Consider the following 18,147-nt stretch of genomic DNA (forward strand, 5'->3'; position numbering starts at 1 on the left):
CACTTACGAAAACTTACATAATTAATTATATATATATATATATATATCCAGTCAATAATAATTTTTCGGTAGTGTAAATAATTTTGTGTATTTAGAATAATTTGCACTCTTTCTTGGTAAGAATTTGCCCTATGTTAATGATTAATACATTAATATTATTGACCGTTTTTTAATCTTTTATGCATGAGATAGAATATTTTTGGTTATACTATGTTATTAGGGGTAATTTGAGCTTTTTAGTTTAAGACTTGGGAGACCTAGGTCGACTAAGGCTTAAACTAAAAATTTTTTGCGGCGGGGGTTTTATCTTATAAATTTCTCCACTCTTTCTGGATACATTATCATTAATTGGTTTAATACCATGTCCCAGTTTTTATATCTTTGTGTCCATTTTTTCATTACATTCTTTGCTACTAAAAACAACATCTTTTCTAGCGATTCATCATTTGGAAATATAGCCTTTGATTTTGTTACCTTCCTTAATTGTCTATGAAATCCTTCTATTATGTTCGTTGTATACATTATCTTCCTTATTTCTTCCGGAAATTTGTAAAATGGAATTAATACTTCCCAGTTGTTTTCCCAACTTTTTATCGCAAACGGATAAGAGCTTTGCCATTTTTTCTTTACTTCTTCAAATTTATCTCTTGCAATTTCTTCACTTGCTGCCTGATATACTGCTTTAAAATCTTTACTAAACTCTTTAAGATGTTTATATGATACATATTTAAAGCAATTTCTTAGCTGGTGGATTATGCATCTTTGAATTTCAGCCTTTGGGAATGTTGCTTCAATTGCTTCCTTTAAACCACTTAATCCATCAACTGAGAATATCAATACGTCTTCTACTCCTCGATTTTTTAGTTCATTTAATACTCCTAGCCAGAATCTTGAGTTTTCATTTTCACCTATCCAAATCGTTTAAAAGCTTAAGCATGCACAATTCGTTATACTGACTCAAAAAGCCAGCCTTAGCTTCGTCTTTTTATCATGCCCAATTTTAAATATTATTCTTAACATAATCTTAATCTCTCAAAAATATCCTGAAAATTAGCAAGGGGCGGGCATCTAAATAATTTGCCCACCCCATAATTGACATAGAATCTATCTTTCTAAATACCTTAGCAAATCATATTCTATCATTTTATTTGACATATCAAAATAAGTTTTATACTTATCAAACAGATACTTAAACTTTTCCTTATCAGCTTCTTTTCCATTCTTTAGCTCAACAAGTTTATCGGTAGATTTTAAATAAGCATATTCATTTGTAACAAAATTCCCTTCCCTTGTTAATATAAATCCATCTTTTTGATTTAAAAGGTCTCTTCCCAAAACATACTTTGGCTCTATCCCATACAAATTAGCAAGGGTAGGATATAAATCCATCTGTCCGGCTGTAGTTTTATCTATGCCTTTTATCCTTTCATCTGGAAAATGTATCATCATTACAACTTTTTGATTGGTTACCCACTCAAGGGTCGTAAGATCATCTTTGCCATAAATTATCTTTGCAAGGCTACTCTTTTTTTCATAAGGGATGGCTGCATGGTCACCATAAAATACAACAATCGAATTATCCCAAAGCCCTGATCTTTTTAGCTCATCAATAAAAAGCCCAACAGCTTCATCAGTATATTTCACAGCCTTTAGATAGTCACCCACAACATCCCCTTCAAACTCTCCGACATTAATTATTTTGGCTATCTTATTTTGATAATCTTTATATGGGAAATGACTGGATAAAGTAATTAAAAAGGAATAAAAGGGCTTATCATAGCTTTTCATTTTTTCAACTGCCTGTTTAAAAAAGGATTTATCAGAAAGTCCCATACCTTGAATCTCATCTATATTAAAGTCCTTTTCACTTTCATATTTGTCAAAGCCTAAAGCCCTATACATATTAGTCCTATTCCAAAAACCAGGCCTGTTTGCATGCATTACTGCTGTGAAATATCCTATTCCCTTTAATTCTTTTGGCAGTGCATTGTATTTATTCCCTGCATATTGATAATAAACAGACCCGTCCCTTGCAGGAAGCAAAGATACATTGCTTAAAAACTCTGCATCTGAGGTTCCACCCCAGGCAGTTTGATAGTAATAATTTTCAAACACGAGGCTATCCTTTGCAAGTTTATTTAAGTTTGGCGTTAGCTCCTGACCATTGATTTTTCTTTCTAAAACAAATCCTTGAAAGGCCTCAAGCTGAACTACTATAAGATTTTTGCCCCTATATTCTCCAAAATAATTTTTATTTTTATTTATATTTTTGTCTTCAAACCATTTTAAAGTTTCTTTAATCTCATTTTCATCTATCTTTTTTATATTTAATACATTCCTTTTTATAAAATTATAAAGGTCAAAGGCATGGAAATTGATATTTCCAATGTTGGAAACGATATACTTTTTATCATACATAGTCTTTAAAATTCCCGGCTGTCTTTTATCCAATGCCTTTACACTTTGATAACTAAAGGTCAATCCTAAAATAACAAGCATAGCAAAGGATGTTAATCTTTTAGTTAATTTTGTTTCGTTTTCAACTAGATTTCTCTTAAAATACTTATAAAATAAAGAAATAAATATAAAATCCACAAAGTAAAATAGATCCCACGGTTTTAAAAGGGCAAATACGCTATCTTTAACTTCCCCAACAAGCCCTGCTTGTTTAATTAAAGCAGCAGAGGTTACATCTAAAAAATATCTGTTATAAACTATATCAGTTAGAAGTATCAAACTTATTAAAAAGTCAAATATATAAAAAGCGATATATCGTGTTTTAAACTTAAATAAGCTTAAAATAGATGCAAAAATGAGTGAAGAACCTAAAATACCAAATAAAGTATAAAAGGTTGATTGATGAACCAATTTCATTGCAATATTGGCAGATAATGTTTTAATAAAGATTATTAAGACAAATAAATATACATCAGGTAATAATTTCAAACTTAACTTTAACTTCTCCATCCCTTTTCACTTCCCCTATTATTTTTCGACATCATTTAGTATAATATTATAAAAATTTGAAGTCAAAGGAGATGGAGTTTAATTAATAAAATGTTAACAAATAAGGACAGCAGTCGCTGTCCTTATTTTATTCCAGGTAATTTCCTTTGTGCAAATTCGGTTGCTATAAAAGTTGCAACATCATCGGCAAATTTTCCAGGTCCGAATCCTGCATCGTATCCAAGTTCCTTTGCAAGTTCATGGGTTATTCTTGGACCTCCGCATATCAATAAAATTTTATCTCTAATTCCTTCCGCTTCAAGAAGTTCAACAAGATGGGTTAAGTTTTGTATGTGGATATCCTTTTGAGTTACTGTCTGTGATACCAATAACACATCCGCTTTAAGTTCAATTGCCTTTTTAACAAATTCTTCATTTGGAACTTGGCTTCCAAGATTATATGCCTCAAACATCTCATATCTTTCTAAACCATAATGCCCTGCGTATCCTTTCATATTCATTATTGCGTCGATTCCTACAGTATGAGCATCTGTTCCCGTACTTGCTCCTACAACAACAAGCTTTCTTCCTATATGTTCCTTGATAAATTGATTTGTCTCCTCCATAGACATCGTCTGAACGTCTACCGTTTCAACATGGATAGCTGTATAATCTACGGTATGAACTACACTGCCATACACTACAAAGAAGGTAAATTCCTTATCTAATGCAGCATTATATACTACCTGAGGATCTATAATACCCATCTTTTTTACAAGCTGCTTTGCAGCTTCAACTGCCCTTTCACCATTTGGAACTGGTAAAGTAAAGCTAAGTTGAACCTTTCCATCATTCATTGTGTCTCCATAGGGTTTTACCTTAGTAAGATCTAACGTCTTGTCGTAATCCTTTCTTTCGGTTGAATAAAGTCCTCCGCTCATTAGATTCTACCTCCCAACATAAGCTCAATAAATGGATTGTAATATTTTTCATCCTTTTCAACTACGCCTTCAAGTCCCTTTCCACCGTTTATTGGTCTTTTGATATTTGCAAATTTACCCTGCTCTAATGTTCTGAATAATCCTTCCCTTTCTATCTCCTTCAACAACTCATAAGCCTTATTTAATACCTCATTAGCCCTTCTTTGAATTATTCCGTCCTTCTTAAACTCAATTTCATCTCCAAATGATTCCATATTATTAAAGATATATCTTGCATTTTCAATTGAAAGGGCTCTATCCTGCATAAACGGAGTATGGATAGCCTCAGTAAGCATTCCTAAAAGATGTATTCTTTGACCTGTCATTATAGTTACCATGTTAAATAGTGCGTCTTGAATATGCCCTTTGAATATATTTCCTGTCATAAACTTTGTTGGGGGCATGTATTTTAAAGGTGCCTTAGGGAATATTTCCCTTGCCATTTGGGCTTGAGCAAGTTCTAATAAGAATCCATTTTTAAGATCTGGATTCATTTCAAAAGCATGTCCAAGTCCCATTTGCTCCTCTGGAATTCCAGCAAGAAGAGCAAACTGCTCATTTATAAATTGTGATGCTAAAACTGTGTGGGCTTCCTCAACGGCATCCGCTGTTGTAAGATAATTATCTTCTCCTGTGTTTATGATAACACCTGCAAATCCATTAATAACCCTTGAGAAAAACTGGTCAACTAATGTTCTTTTCATGTTTATATCTCTAAAAAGTATTCCATAAAGGGCATCATTTAACATGACATCTAATCTTTCTAAAGCGCCCATCGCTGCAATTTCAGGCATGCAAAGTCCAGAACAGTAATTGGTTAATCTTATATATCTTCCAAGCTCTTCGCTTACTTCATCAAGGGCTTTTCTCATTAGTCTAAAGTTTTCCTGAGTCGCATAGGTTCCTCCAAAGCCTTCTGTTGTAGCGCCATAAGGAACATAGTCTAAAAGGCTTTGACCAGTTGTTCTAATAACCGCAATAACGTCTGCCCCCTGCCTTGCAGCTGCCTTTGCCTGAACAATATCTTCATATATATTACCTGTTGCTACTATAACATATAAAAGTGGACCTTGCTTATCTCCGTATTTTCTTAATAGTTCTTCTCTGGTTTGCCTATTTTTCTTTATTCCTTCTACAGTTTGTTTTGCAACCTTAAGAACTTCTAATTTAATATCAAACAAGTCATGCATTGGAAGCTTTGTAAGTTCTATTTCTCCCTTTGCTACCCTTTCTGCAATTTCCTGAGGAGTTAACTTTGTATGAAGCATTGCATTTCCAATATAAATTACTGCACCAACAGAAAGTCCATTTCCTTTTTTAATATTATCAACTACTACGTTTGGCAAAGGAACACCAAATTCATCCACACCATCAATTCCGAGCAATCTACATACTGTTCTTTCAACAGCTACTGTAGTATGTTTGTCAATGAATTTTTGAGTATCATTGGCAATATTCCTTGCACATTCCCTTGCCTTTTCAACTATCTCCCAATTTAAATTAAGTTTACTTTTCATTCCTATCCCCCTCTTTTAATATATTTTCAGCTATTTTTATTACTTCTTCATCAAAATTCAATAGTTTTGAAATATTTAGTGCATCCTTTGGGACTTCTCTTATGCCTTCTATCCTTTCTAACCTATAATCCATGTATTCCTGGATAACTTCAATTGAATTTTTAATTGTCAGATCTTTTTTAAGATTATCAAGATCAACATTTTTTAGCCCCACTACTTGATAGTGATTCATATTTTTGTCAACTACTCCATCATAATGGGTGGACACTAAAACAAAACTGCTAAAACTATTAAGATATTGGCAGACTGCCCTTACTATTGCATGTCCCTCTTTAGGATTTGTTCCTCTTGCCACCTCATCAAGGGCAGCAAATCCGAATTCCTTTTTTATTCTGCTTATAACCTCATTAAGCTTTATTATTTCTGCACCAAAGGTGCTAAGTCCCCTTGATACCGATTGAAGATCATCTGAGATAAAATAAATAAAATCTAATATTGGGAAAGCTGCATATTCCGCAAACACAAAAAATCCCAGATGTCCTAAAAGTAAGTTCAGTGTAGTAGTCTTCAAAGATATGCTTTTCCCACCCATGTTAGCACCGGTTATAACCGTTGTGCCTTTAAACATTTCAATAGTTATTGGAGTAAAGCTTTTGCCTTTTTCCTTTAATATATCAAGGACATAAGGATTAATTTGATTTATTAAATTAACTTTTAAATCATCAATAATAATTGGCTTTGTAGCATTATATTTTATCGCAAGTTTTGCCTTTTCTATTAAAAAGTCTAATTTTCCAATGCCTCTAAAGTTTTCTTCAAAAGCATTAACATATTTACTTATCTTTTTAGACAATTCCTTCTTAATTTTTAATTCTTCCTCTTCTTCAGCTATCACCAGATTTAATCTTTGTTCCTTTAAACGATTTATGTTTTTTTCATCAACTTCAAGAAAAATCTTTTTTTCTATTTCAAGCTTTTTATTTCTTATCTCATTTAATTTTTCAGAATAAACGTTATATATATAGAAAGTAGGGATGTTCTTTCCTTCTGGATCTAAAATTGTGTAAACATCATCTAAAGAATGTAAAATAATATTGCTTATTTTTGCTTCTGATATTAAACTTTTTAAAGCTCTTAAATTTAAGCAAAAATTTTTGATTTCAAACAATTCCACTTCATCTAAAACTGAACCATTCTTACATCTTTCTATACTTTTTCTTATATCTTTGAATTTATAAAGAATATGTTCAATTTCATCAAAAGCTTTTCTATTTTCTTTGATTGAACATGTTATATCCTCAAGCTCTTCAAATTCCTGCAAAAGATTTTTTTTATTCTTTTTTTTGTAAAACTTTATATTTTTTTTAAGTTCCATTCCAAAAACAGTTTTAGGCTGAAGCTGCTCATATACATAGTCAAATCCTATTTCTTTAAGGTCTATATCAAAAAAATTCATCCTATTCATCTCCTAATACGTTAAAGACAGGGATATTTATTTTCTCCTTCATTTTTTCTTGAAACTTTTTAGCATCAAATTCATAGCCATAGGGCGATTTAGGATTAATTGTTATACATATAACATTTATAGGTATTAAGGCCCTTATTTCTCCCCCACTTTTAATAAACACATCTAATATTTCCCTATTTAAAAACAACTTAGTCCCATCTTTTACCAAAAAAATTTTTCCCTTATATTTATCAGTTGATTTTATTATGTCCTCTAAAATTTTATCTGTTACTACTCCTTTTATAACTACATGGGTTACATCATCCATTAAATTTTCAACTATATCCTTTGAAGACTCTAAAGACGTTAAGGCATTTATGGCCTTATAGGAATAATCTTTATAGATAACACCTATCTTAAAATTTTCTATAATTTTTAGAGCATTATTTATGACTTTATCATCATCCTCTTTTTTAATCGATAAAAGCTTTAAGGTAAGCTCAGTTTTGTCTATAACCTTGTTAATATCCCTTGATAGTGCTGCTCCAGTTGATAAAATTGTGGCCTGTGTTATGCTTGGCGATGCCATCGTTTTTCTACTTAAAGAGCCATCTATTAAGACCTTTTCTGCACCATAGTATAGCATCCTTTCGCTTATCCATTTTATTGCTGAATTTACAGAAGGACCTGCAATTTCAATATATCCATCGCTCAATGCCCTTCCAATTATAATTTCTCCAAGGGGAGTATTAATTCCTGTGGTTTCTAAGACTTCTTTAGTAACATCTGATTTTAAGAAAAATTCCTTACATGTTGCAAAAATTGTCCCCTTTTCGATATAAATTCTTGGCTTTTCTGTATTTGTAACTCTGTCTATATCCTCTCCGTCTCTTCCTATTGATGTAAGACCAAGGGGATAACTCCCCCTGGTCTTGTTTAAAATATGATTTAGAACCGTTGTTTTTCCAACATTCTTTTCCATCCCAATTATGGATATTGTTCTATAGGGTTTTATAAGCTTCAAAACATTACTCATGCTTATGACCTCTTTGTTTTCTTTCAAGTCCTTCAGGCTCTAATGACAATTGATTTCCTTGTAATAATCCTGCAACCCCTATTAATTTTGCTTCCCTTTCACCACTACAAACTTCACAGTTGCAACTTGGTGTATATTCATCAGGTTCTGTATAAGTTGTTATAACTCCCTCAAAATTTCTTAAAATTACCTTGTTATGATTCATTGAAACTATATAATTTGGCATTACAGGGATCTTACCTCCACCACCAGGTGCATCAACAACAAATGTTGGAACTGCATAACCCGATGTATGACCTCTTAATCCTTCTATAATCTCAATTCCCTTAGCAACAGGGGTTCTAAAGTGCTGTAATCCCATTGAAAGGTCACATTGGTAAATATAGTATGGTCTTACCCTCATCTTAACAAGTTCATGAACAAGCTTTTTCATAACATGAACGCAGTCATTGATTCCCCTTAAAAGCACTGATTGATTTCCAAGAGGTATTCCTGCATCAGCAAGCATTGCAATTGCTCTTTTTGATTCTTCAGTAACTTCATTTGGATGATTAAAATGGGTATTTAACCAAATTGGGTGATATTTTTTAAGCATATCAACTAATTCCTTAGTTATTCTCTGTGGCATAACAACTGGGGTTCTTGAACCAATTCTAATAATTTCAACATGTGGTATTTCTCTTAATTTTTTAATTATATATTCAAGCCTATCGTCGGATAAAGTTAAAGGATCCCCACCTGATATTAAAACGTCTCTTATAACTGGTGTATTTTTAATATATTCGATAGCTTTTTCTATTCTATCCATAGGCATAGGCATATCCTGTTGTCCTGCAAACCTTCTTCTGGTGCAGTGTCTACAATACATAGAACATTGGTCTGTAACTAAAAGCAACACTCTATCAGGATATCTGTGGGTAAGACCTGGAACAGGTGAGTCCGTATCTTCATGCAAAGGATCAAGTAAATCCTCACTTGCCTTATGAAGCTCATTTTCTGTTGGAATAGCTTGTTTTCTTATAGGATCATGTGGGTCATTAGGATCGATTAAGGAAAGATAATATGGTGTAATTGCCATCCTAAGCGTCCCAAGGCAGGTAGCAACTCCCTTTTCCTCTTCTTCTGTAAGCGGAATATATTTTTTTAGATCCTCTAATGTTTCGATTCTGTTTCTTAGCTGCCATTTCCAGTCATTCCAAAGCTCATCTGGAATATCCTTAAAAAGCTCCCATCTTCTATTAACCTTCATTAAAATCCCCCCAAATTATTTTGCATACATTTCTTCAAAAACCCTTCTTAACTTTTCATTTTCTCTTAGCTCTTGTAAAGTGATTTCAGCATGACCCTTAGTGTATCCATTTCCAATAATCATGGTTACATCCTTTCCTACACCCTCTGCTCCTAATGCAGCCTTTGTAAAGCTTGTTGCCATTGAGAAGAAGTAAACAATTCCTTCGTCCTTTACAGGAAGAATTGAAGACATTTCTGTATTTGACACGTTAACACAATTTATTGATATATCCACTTCCTTACCGTCATTTGCTTCTAAGGTTTTATTAAGAACTTCAACAGGCTTTTGCGCATCTGCAACAATTATTCTATGGCATAATCCTAAGCTTTCTAATCTTTCTTTATCCTTTTCACTTCTAACAAGCCCTATAACTCTCCCTGTTGGTCCTACCCTCTTCATAGCTTCATAGCAGCAGAGCATCCCTGACTTTCCTGCTGCACCTAAAATAAGGACGCTTTGCCCTGGTTTTACAAGCTTTGCAGTTTGAGCAGGTGCACCAGCAACATCGAGGGCAGCTAATGCTAAAGTTTCGTCCATATCCTCAGGAAGCTTTGCATATATTCCACTTTCAAATAAAATTGCCTTTCCTTTAATTTCAACTCTATCTATTTCTGGCTTAACATCGATTATTTCATCAATTCTAAGGGGTGTTAGAGACAGTGAAACTAATGTTGCAATCTTATCTCCTATCTTTAGATCTGTTTTGCCTATTAAAGCGCTTCCTATTTTTTCAACTATTCCGATAAGCATTCCGCCGGATCCTGTTACTGGGTTCTGCATTTTTCCTCTTTCGTTAACTATTTCTAAAATTCTCTTTTTAATCTTTTCTACATCTTTGCCCTGTTCTTCTTCAATCTGGGTAAAGCTTGCTGAGTCTATATTTAAAGCAATAACATCAATCAAAATTTCATTGTCGTATATTTCCATGTCATTTGAAATTTTAACTGCAGGTTGTGGTAAAACCCCCTGTGGCTCTAAAACTCTATGTGTTCCGTATTTGCATCCCCTTTTCATAACAAAACCTCCTAAATGTCCATTATTTTTATATCTTCTGGGATAATAAGATCAGCTTCAGTTAATGATTTTACTTCATCTATGGTTGTATCCTTATAAATTTCCCTTAATACTAAACCTTTGTCGGTAACTTCTAAAACGCAAAGTTCTGTAACGATCATATTAACTTCTGCCTTTGCAGTTAATGGAAGTCTACATTTTTTCAAAATCTTTGGCTGTCCTTTGCTTGTATGCTGCATAGCAACAATTACCTTTCTTGCTCCAACAACAAGGTCCATTGCACCACCCATTCCAGGAACCATCTTTCCTGGAATTATCCAGTTTGCTAAGTTTCCTTCCTGATCAACCTCAAGTGCACCAAGAACGGTAATATCGACATGTCCCCCTCTAATCAGAGCAAAGGATGTTGCACTATCGAAAAAGGCACCAAAGGGCATTATAGTAACTGGCATTCCGCCTGCATTTGTTATATTTTTATCCTCTTTTCCCTTCTCTGGTGCTGGTCCCATTCCTACCATACCATTTTCTGATTGGAAGATTATATGAACTCCTTCAGGAACATAATTTGTCACTAAGGTTGGAAGTCCAATCCCTAAATTTACAAGCTGACCATCCTTTAATTCCTTCGCAATTCTCTTTGCAATTATTTCCTTTGCTAATTCTTGATTAGGAATCAAATCCTTCGCCCCCCTTTATAATGTAATCAACTAAAACACCAGGCGTCATAGCATCCTCAGGTCTTAATTCACCAACCTTTACAATCTCCTCTGCCTCAACTATAACAGTATCAGCTGCAAAAGCAATTATTGGATTAAAATTCCTTGTTGTTCCCTTGTAGAATGTATTTCCAAACTCATCAACTATGCTACCCTTTATAAGGGCAACGTCAGCTCTCAAAGGAAGTTCAAGAAGATATTCCTTTCCATTTATAGTCAGTTTTTGCTTTCCCTCTTCAACTATAGTTCCAACGCCTGTTGGAGTTAGAACTCCCCCAAGTCCGCTTCCGCCTGCTCTTATTCTTTCGATTAAAGTTCCCTGAGGACAAAGCTCAACCTCTAATTTTCCTTCGTTCATGAGTCTACCTGTTTCTGGATTAGTTCCGATGTGAGAAACAATGACCTTTTTAACTTGTCCGTTTACAACTAACCTTCCTAGTCCCCTGTCTGGAAAGGAGGTATCATTTGCAATAATTGTTAAATCCTTAACATTTAATTCCAACAACATATCGATTAGTTTCTCAGGTGTTCCGCACGCTAAGAATCCGCCTATCATAAGCGTCATTCCATCTTTAAAAAAAGGTTTTACTTTTTCAATATCCACAACCTTATTCATATCATCACCCCTTTATACCCAAAATCTTTCTTGCCTCATCAGGCGTTGCTATTTCCCTTCCTAATTCCTTTGCAATCCTAACAACCTTTTCAACAAGTTCTCCATTTGATTTTGCAAGAACTCCTTTTGAAATATAAACATTATCTTCAAAACCGACTCTTACATGTCCACCCATAATAATAGCCATAGTAGCAAGCGGCATTTCATACCTTCCTATTCCAGTAACTGTCCAAGTAGCATCCTTTGGAATGCTTTCAGCCATAAACAAAAGATCCCTTGGCTCCCCTGATATTCCACCATTAACGCCCATAACAAAATTAAAATGAAGGGGGCCTTCTATGAAACCTTTCTTATGTAATCTTAACGCCATATCTATCATACCCTTGTCGAATACCTCAAGCTCTGGCTTTATTCCTAGCTCCTTCATCCTTTTAGCAAAATATATAATCGTGTTTTCGGTGTTTACAAAAATATCATCTCCACCAAAATTCAGCGTTCCACAGTCTAATGTTGCCATCTCTGGTTTTAAATATATTGGCTGAAGTCTTTCTTCATTTGTCATTCCAACAGCTCCACCTGTTGAAGGTTGAATTATGACATCTTTGCAGCGCTCCCTTATTGCCTCCATGCAAACTCTAAACCTTTCCTTATCCTGAGTTGGTGTTCCATCATCATTTCTTACATGAAGATGGATAATGCTTGCCCCTGCCTTATATGCCGCCTCAGCCTCCCTTGCGATTTCTTCAACGGTATAAGGGACATTGGGATTGTGCTTTTTAGTAACCTCTGCACCGCATATTGCTGCAGTAATAATAAGTTTTTCCATAAGCTCCCCCCTATTTAAATCTTTGCTTGTCCTTTGGAACCACACAAGTTCCACTTGCTCTACAAACTATTATAGGCTCCTCTAAAACTTCTGCCGCTGAATCATTTATATCCGGCCTTGACTGAATTACCTTTCTTGCAACAAACTTCATCTTCCTTGAAGTATTTCCTACTTCAACTATTTCTCCCTCAGCTTCTATATAATCTCCTGCATACACCGGTGCTAAAAATTCTACTGAATCGTAAGCTCTAAATAACCCTTCATCCCCATCATGCCTTATTAAAAGCTCTGTTGCCACATCTCCAAATAAGTTTAGTATCCTTGCTCCATCCACTAAATTTCCTCCATAATGTGCATCATGAAGACTCATTCTTACTCTAATTAACGCCTTCAAAATCATCCCCCCCTGTTTTTGATAATTTAAAATTTTTCGACATTTTTATCTAAAAATAAAAGCGCTATTTATGCAATGAGACTAGCCCACTGCATAAATAGCGCTTCATGGCACAGCCATGACAGTGATAGAGCTTACACCCTATCCCCAAGGATATGTTGAGGAACCAACATAACCTTTCGGCGAGTAAACCCTTCGCTTAAGATATTGGGAGCTCCTTCCCTTAACACCCTTAAGCTACCCTTTTACCCGCACCTCTATTTATGCCAAAATATGCATATTTAATTCTAATATAATTATAGCATCAGTTAAAATTTTTGTTAATATATTTTTTGAATTTTTTAAAGATTTGCATTTTCTACTAAAATTGCAACACCCATGCCTGAACCTATACAAAGGGATGCAATACCATAACGCTTATTTTGTCTTAATAGCTCATGAATCAATGTTACTAATACTCTGGTTCCACTTGCTCCGATAGGATGACCTAAGGCAATTGCACCACCATTTACATTAACCTTATCTGGATTAACTCCCAATTCCTTTAAAACTGCTAAAGATTGTGAAGCAAAGGCTTCGTTAAGTTCAAATAAATCAATTTCATCAATCGACATATTCAGCTTTGCAAGCATTTTTTTGATAGCAAAAACCGGACCAATCCCCATTATACTTGGCTCAACTCCAACAAGGCCAAAACCTTTTATGTATACTAGTGGCCTTAAACCTAATTCATTACACATTTCCTCTGATGCCACTAATACTGCAGCTGCACCATCATTGATACCTGATGCGTTTCCAGCAGTTACTGTTCCATTAGCCTTAAATGCTGGCTTTAATTTAGCAAGCTTTTCTAAACTTGTATCTTCTCTAATATATTCGTCATCTTTAAAAATTATTTCTTCCTTTTTAGTTTTAATAGTTACCGGAATTATTTCATCTTGGAATTTACCTTCTTTTCTTGCCTTTGATGCCTTCATTTGGCTATTATAAGCAAAACTATCTTGTTCTTCCCTTGAAATATTGTATTTCTCAGCAAGATTTTCTGCTGTTATTCCCATGTGATATAAATTAAAAGGACATGTTAATCCATCATGAATCATAACATCGATAAGTTCAGTGTTGCCCATCTTAATACCATTTCTAATTCCCTTAACTAGAAAGGGGGCATTTGACATGCTCTCCATACCGCCTGCAATACTGATATCTTCCTGTCCTGCAATAATAGATGTATATGCCATTATTACCGAATGAAGTCCTGAACCGCAAACCGTATTTACTGTTGTTGCTGGAACTTCGATTGGAATGCCTGCCTTTAGAGCTGCTTGCCTTGCAGGATTTTGACCATTACCTGCCTGTAGAACATTACCCATATAAACCATATCTATTTTTTCTTTCACCTGAGGATTTTCCTTTAAAATCGCCTCAATAACTTTAGTTCCAAGTTCTACAGCACTAAAGCTTGATAACGAACCCATAAAGGATCCTATTGGAGTTCTTTTTGCACTTGCTATCGCTACCTTTCTCATTTTATCCCCCTCTTTTTAAATTATTTGCTATATTAATTTTATTCAAAATATTTAAAATGTTACACAATTTTATGATATATTCTTTTTATAAAATCTTCAATAATAGTTATTTTTTTAGCAATCCAGTATAAACTGAATAATTTTTTATTCAACACAGAATCTTGACAAAATATAATCTCTAAAAGAGATTCACTGCAAAAAGTTTCTTTTTTAAAATATGAAAAGATTGAAGCTAATCTTTCAAGTAATTACTAAAATGTTAAATCCATTTCCTTGTATCCCTACAAACTGCCTTTCCTCTTTAATTTTTAATAGCCTCACGCAAAACCAAACAATACGCTGAGTTTTTACAAAAGCCAACCTTTCATTGGCATTTTTGACATGTCCATTTTTATTAATTTTGCTTTACTTAATCTTAATTACATAAAAACTTCTTAAAAATTAGCAAAGATGGACATCTAGATAATTTGCCAATCCCAAACTATTTACATAAAGCCAAAGTCAAAAGTCCCACATTTGATTCTTGTAAAGTGGGACTTTTGACTGTTTGAAACCGCTGTATAATGTTGAGATCTTTATTTGTGAATATCGTTTTTATATCTCTTCCAGTTAATGTATGCATTTATACCTAAAATGACAACTATAAATAGGAGTAAAATGTTTGTTATTTTTATTAAATTACCTAAGTAAGTAAAGTGCCCTTGCAAATGAAATAACGTTCTTCCAATATTATCTAATCCATTACTAATCCCATTACCAATCCCCCGTAATGCACTTAAATAATCCGTCATTATTTAATCCTCCTTTCTTTTATATTTTATTTAATAAGGATAGAATTGTTGTTTCTCACTTTTCCTAGATAGTTTTAATATACACTATAAGTATACCCTATTGAAATACTTTTTCTTAAATAATAAGTACTTCCTATTTGATAACTTATACTAAATCCAATTGATTGTAGATAACTTATTGAGTATTCTCCCCCTGCACTTAAAGTCGTTCTTACTTCAATAGTAGCCGTTCCGAATGTTTCAATCTCAATTGTTGGGAAACTTCCTGATGTAGAAATAGTGGTAGCATGTGGATTCACTAATTCCCAAGTTCCGCCACTTTCTGCAGTCCAATACGTATCATTTACTGATTCAATTTGCCTAAATGAGCCATAACTATATACTGTTAAAATTGTATACAATCTTGTAACTGCTGGTCCATCTTTTCTTTCTTTGTATACATAATGTATTGAATAATCACCACTTGTAGATTGAATTAAGTTTACTGTATATTGGCTTAAAAATTGGCTTTTACTATCTTTACTATTACTGCTATTAATGAGAGGAACAACCTTTTCTCCAAATGCTTCTATTAATTCTCCCGTCTTCTTGTCTCTTATTTCAACTCTTTCATAACCATCCTTTTGCATTCTTTCTATTTTTACTTCAGAAATATCATATGGAACCGTTACATAAATGTCCTTTATTTTTAACTTACTTTTATTTACTCCTTGATCTGATACCTTATTTGCACCTGTTGCTGCAAATGCAATTGTTGTCGATAGGAGTAATGTCAAAGACAACAAAAATGATATTATTTTTTTCATAGTTTTTTACCCCCTTTTAAAGATCTTATAACTTTATAATCATGAGTCTTATTTAGAAAATCATCTATTTTTATACAGTATCGCCTCCCTTATCAAATTTTTCATAGAAGTTTAAATTTACAAGGTTTATTTCGTCAATTGATAGGAATTTAGGTTCTTCTTCACTTATTATATAATTTTTATTGGTGTTGATATTAGCAATCATTGAAATATTGGCTGCGATGGAAATAATGATTAACAATAAAAGAATATATCTCTTGATCCTTTGCATATTCCCTACCCCTTAATATTATTGAACCAATATTTACAATAATTATCAAATTTTATATAATTTAATTGTTAATAGAATTTTTGTAAAAATTGTATTTATTTAATTTTTTCTTTTTAAATCTTTAACTTTGAACATGCTTTGAAAAAAATAGTGAAAATTTAACTTAAAGTTAAATTTTCACTATTTTTTCAGATTGTAGACAAACCCCTTATTTGTTGAAGACTTTGCAATGGCCCCGTGAATGGATTTCAATAAGGTATCTCTCATGAGCTCTAGCAATTCTTGTTTTTCGACTTTTCAAAAGTCCGTAATTCTGCACACGGACGTGCAGAGCCGAGTGGTCGACATGGAGATAGGCTCACGATGGTAAGACTTTTGAAAACAAAGAAAAGCTTAGAATGCTTAGCGAATGAGCGAATGCCAGGGAAATCCTTCACGGGGCCAACCAAAAAATATTTTTTTCAAAGCCTACTTTTATCTTTTAAATTTTAGTGTGTTTAATTTAAAACTCAGACACATAGTATACCCCATATAGTCAATTCAATATTATTGTAGTATACATCACAAATTTCTGATGTAAAAAATTCTTCTAATATACATCTGTTAAGTCGTTCTATATGGAATTTAATAATTTCTTTGTCTAGTTCAAGAGTTAAAATGTTATCTTGATAATTCAATTCTGATGGCACTCGTTTATTTGTTACTATAAAAATATCTATTATTTTATTATCATCTAATATGCTTCCTTATTCTAAATTTATGAATACTTCATTATTTTAATCTTAAATCATATCTGTTATTGAGTTTAGGTATGCACCTACTTCATAGCTGTAGTTTGTTGTAAAGGATGCTGAACCTGTTGAAATAATATTGTTGTTTAGTCTTACTAAATTATCATAATTATAGGTTACAATTAAAAAGTTTTTTATTAGCAATATGTAATATATACCTTCCAATGTATGAATGGCCATATTTCTCTCATTACTTGCCACTTTTAATACATCCGGTTCGAGTATGGCACCCTTGCTATTTGCTAGTGATCCCCACTACTAGGCCCACAAAGGTTTCACCGCTAAGCTGTCGCAAATGCCGTTTGCATAAAAAATAGGAGGGTATTCCTCCTCCTATTTATAATCATAAAATCCTTTTCCAGTTTTTCTTCCAAGATATCCTGCCCTAACCATCTTCTTTAGCATGATATGTGGTCTATACTTAGCATCCTTTGTTTCTTCATAAAGATATTCCATAATTGCAAGAACTATATCGTTTCCGATAAAATCTGATAATTCAAGTGGTCCCATAGGATGGTTTGCACCTAATTTCATCGCTTTATCTATATCTTCTTTGCTTGCAACTCCCTCTGCCAGTATTCCTATTGCTTCATTTATCATCGGTATTAATATTCTATTAACTACAAATCCTGGTGCCTCTTTAACTTCTACAGGGTCCTTTCCTATCTTTAATGAAATTTCTTTTATCTTTTCAAAGGTTTCATCCGATGTTGCAATACCTCTTATAATTTCAATAAGCTTCATTACAGGTGCTGGGTTGAAAAAATGCATTCCTATAACTCTATCGGGTCTATTTGTTGCAGCTGCAATCTCAGTTATTGATAGTGAAGAAGTGTTTGAAGCAAGGACAGTTTTTTCGCTGCAAATTTCATCAAGCCTTTTAAACAATTCCTTTTTTGCCTTCATATCTTCGATTATCGCTTCAATTACAAGATCACAATCCTTTGCATCTTCTATGTTTATAGATTTATGTATGCTATTTAATATATTGTTTTTATCCTCTTCAGATATCTTTCCCTTTTCTACTAATTTTGTTATGTTTTTAACTATATTGTTATACCCTCTTTCAATAAACTCTTCCTTTATATCGTTTAAATAAACTTCAACTCCATTTTGTGCAAAAGCTTGAACTATACCAGAACCCATAGTTCCTGCACCAACAACAAAAACCTTCATAAT

Annotated in this window: 17 protein-coding genes, 1 pseudogene and 1 riboswitch; all 18 genes and pseudogenes read right to left on the bottom strand. The window is 33.4% G+C overall.

Annotated elements, in window-relative coordinates; genetic code table 11:
- Positions 1–303: 303 nt before the first annotated feature.
- Positions 304–918 (bottom strand): annotated as a pseudogene (locus Q3V94_RS02685) (IS256 family transposase); the annotation flags it as partial.
- A 186-nt stretch (positions 919–1,104) separates the two neighbouring features.
- Positions 1,105–2,967 carry an LTA synthase family protein gene (locus Q3V94_RS02690; RefSeq protein ID WP_303524984.1) on the bottom strand — a complete coding sequence of 621 codons (1,863 nt, stop codon included), beginning with the start codon at positions 2,965–2,967 and terminating at the stop codon, positions 1,105–1,107.
- Positions 2,968–3,089: 122 nt separating this feature from the next.
- The gene (locus tag Q3V94_RS02695; protein ID WP_008908925.1) at positions 3,090–3,887 is read right to left on the bottom strand and encodes an OAM dimerization domain-containing protein; all 798 of its coding nucleotides are present in this window, start codon (positions 3,885–3,887) and stop codon (positions 3,090–3,092) included.
- Positions 3,887–5,443 (bottom strand): lysine 5,6-aminomutase subunit alpha, encoded by a 1,557-nt coding sequence (locus Q3V94_RS02700; protein ID WP_303524985.1) that lies wholly within the window; start codon positions 5,441–5,443, stop codon positions 3,887–3,889. Before Q3V94_RS02700 ends, Q3V94_RS02695 begins: the two co-directional genes overlap by 1 nt.
- Entirely contained in the window at positions 5,433–6,899 is a 1,467-nt protein-coding gene (locus Q3V94_RS02705) for a hypothetical protein (RefSeq protein WP_303524986.1), read from the bottom strand. Before Q3V94_RS02705 ends, Q3V94_RS02700 begins: the two co-directional genes overlap by 11 nt.
- Before the next feature lies 1 nt (position 6,900).
- Entirely contained in the window at positions 6,901–7,926 is a 1,026-nt protein-coding gene (locus tag Q3V94_RS02710; protein ID WP_303524988.1) for a hypothetical protein, read from the bottom strand.
- Entirely contained in the window at positions 7,919–9,175 is a 1,257-nt protein-coding gene (ablA, locus tag Q3V94_RS02715) for a lysine 2,3-aminomutase (RefSeq protein ID WP_303524989.1), read from the bottom strand. The genes Q3V94_RS02710 and ablA overlap by 8 nt, the downstream gene beginning before the upstream one ends.
- 15 nt (positions 9,176–9,190) lie before the next feature.
- Complete coding sequence (locus tag Q3V94_RS02720; protein WP_008908920.1) at positions 9,191–10,231, bottom strand: 3,5-diaminohexanoate dehydrogenase; 1,041 nt, start codon at positions 10,229–10,231, stop codon at positions 9,191–9,193.
- An 11-nt stretch (positions 10,232–10,242) separates the two neighbouring features.
- Positions 10,243–10,908 carry a CoA transferase subunit B gene (locus tag Q3V94_RS02725; RefSeq protein ID WP_274768093.1) on the bottom strand — a complete coding sequence of 222 codons (666 nt, stop codon included), beginning with the start codon at positions 10,906–10,908 and terminating at the stop codon, positions 10,243–10,245.
- Positions 10,898–11,563: an acetate CoA-transferase subunit alpha gene (atoD, locus tag Q3V94_RS02730; protein WP_303524992.1), complete on the bottom strand. Its 666-nt coding sequence runs from the start codon at positions 11,561–11,563 to the stop codon at positions 10,898–10,900. Before atoD ends, Q3V94_RS02725 begins: the two co-directional genes overlap by 11 nt.
- A 4-nt stretch (positions 11,564–11,567) precedes the next feature.
- The gene (locus Q3V94_RS02735; RefSeq protein ID WP_008908917.1) at positions 11,568–12,389 is read right to left on the bottom strand and encodes a 3-keto-5-aminohexanoate cleavage protein; all 822 of its coding nucleotides are present in this window, start codon (positions 12,387–12,389) and stop codon (positions 11,568–11,570) included.
- A 10-nt stretch (positions 12,390–12,399) separates the two neighbouring features.
- A complete protein-coding gene (locus tag Q3V94_RS02740) occupies positions 12,400–12,783 on the bottom strand; it encodes a hotdog domain-containing protein (RefSeq protein WP_008908916.1) in 384 nt (127 codons plus the stop codon).
- Positions 12,784–12,873: 90 nt separating this feature from the next.
- Positions 12,874–13,051, bottom strand: a riboswitch (Lysine riboswitch).
- A gap of 73 nt (positions 13,052–13,124) precedes the next feature.
- Positions 13,125–14,309 carry an acetyl-CoA C-acetyltransferase gene (locus Q3V94_RS02745; protein WP_303524994.1) on the bottom strand — a complete coding sequence of 395 codons (1,185 nt, stop codon included), beginning with the start codon at positions 14,307–14,309 and terminating at the stop codon, positions 13,125–13,127.
- A 575-nt stretch (positions 14,310–14,884) separates the two neighbouring features.
- Positions 14,885–15,100 (bottom strand): hypothetical protein, encoded by a 216-nt coding sequence (locus tag Q3V94_RS02750; protein ID WP_040306254.1) that lies wholly within the window; start codon positions 15,098–15,100, stop codon positions 14,885–14,887.
- A 74-nt stretch (positions 15,101–15,174) separates the two neighbouring features.
- On the bottom strand, positions 15,175–15,906 hold the full coding sequence (locus tag Q3V94_RS02755) for a hypothetical protein (protein ID WP_008908914.1): 732 nt from the start codon (positions 15,904–15,906) through the stop codon (positions 15,175–15,177).
- 70 nt (positions 15,907–15,976) lie between these two features.
- Positions 15,977–16,177, bottom strand: coding sequence for a hypothetical protein (locus Q3V94_RS02760; protein WP_008908913.1), 201 nt, complete (start codon positions 16,175–16,177; stop codon positions 15,977–15,979).
- A gap of 782 nt (positions 16,178–16,959) precedes the next feature.
- Positions 16,960–17,169 carry a hypothetical protein gene (locus Q3V94_RS02765; RefSeq protein ID WP_040306252.1) on the bottom strand — a complete coding sequence of 70 codons (210 nt, stop codon included), beginning with the start codon at positions 17,167–17,169 and terminating at the stop codon, positions 16,960–16,962.
- A gap of 132 nt (positions 17,170–17,301) precedes the next feature.
- Positions 17,302–18,147 (bottom strand): 3-hydroxybutyryl-CoA dehydrogenase, encoded by an 846-nt coding sequence (locus Q3V94_RS02770; RefSeq protein ID WP_040306303.1) that lies wholly within the window; start codon positions 18,145–18,147, stop codon positions 17,302–17,304.

This window comes from Caloramator sp. CAR-1, from assembly GCF_030546345.1.
Taxonomy (GTDB): Bacteria; Bacillota; Clostridia; order Clostridiales; family Caloramatoraceae; genus Caloramator; species Caloramator australicus.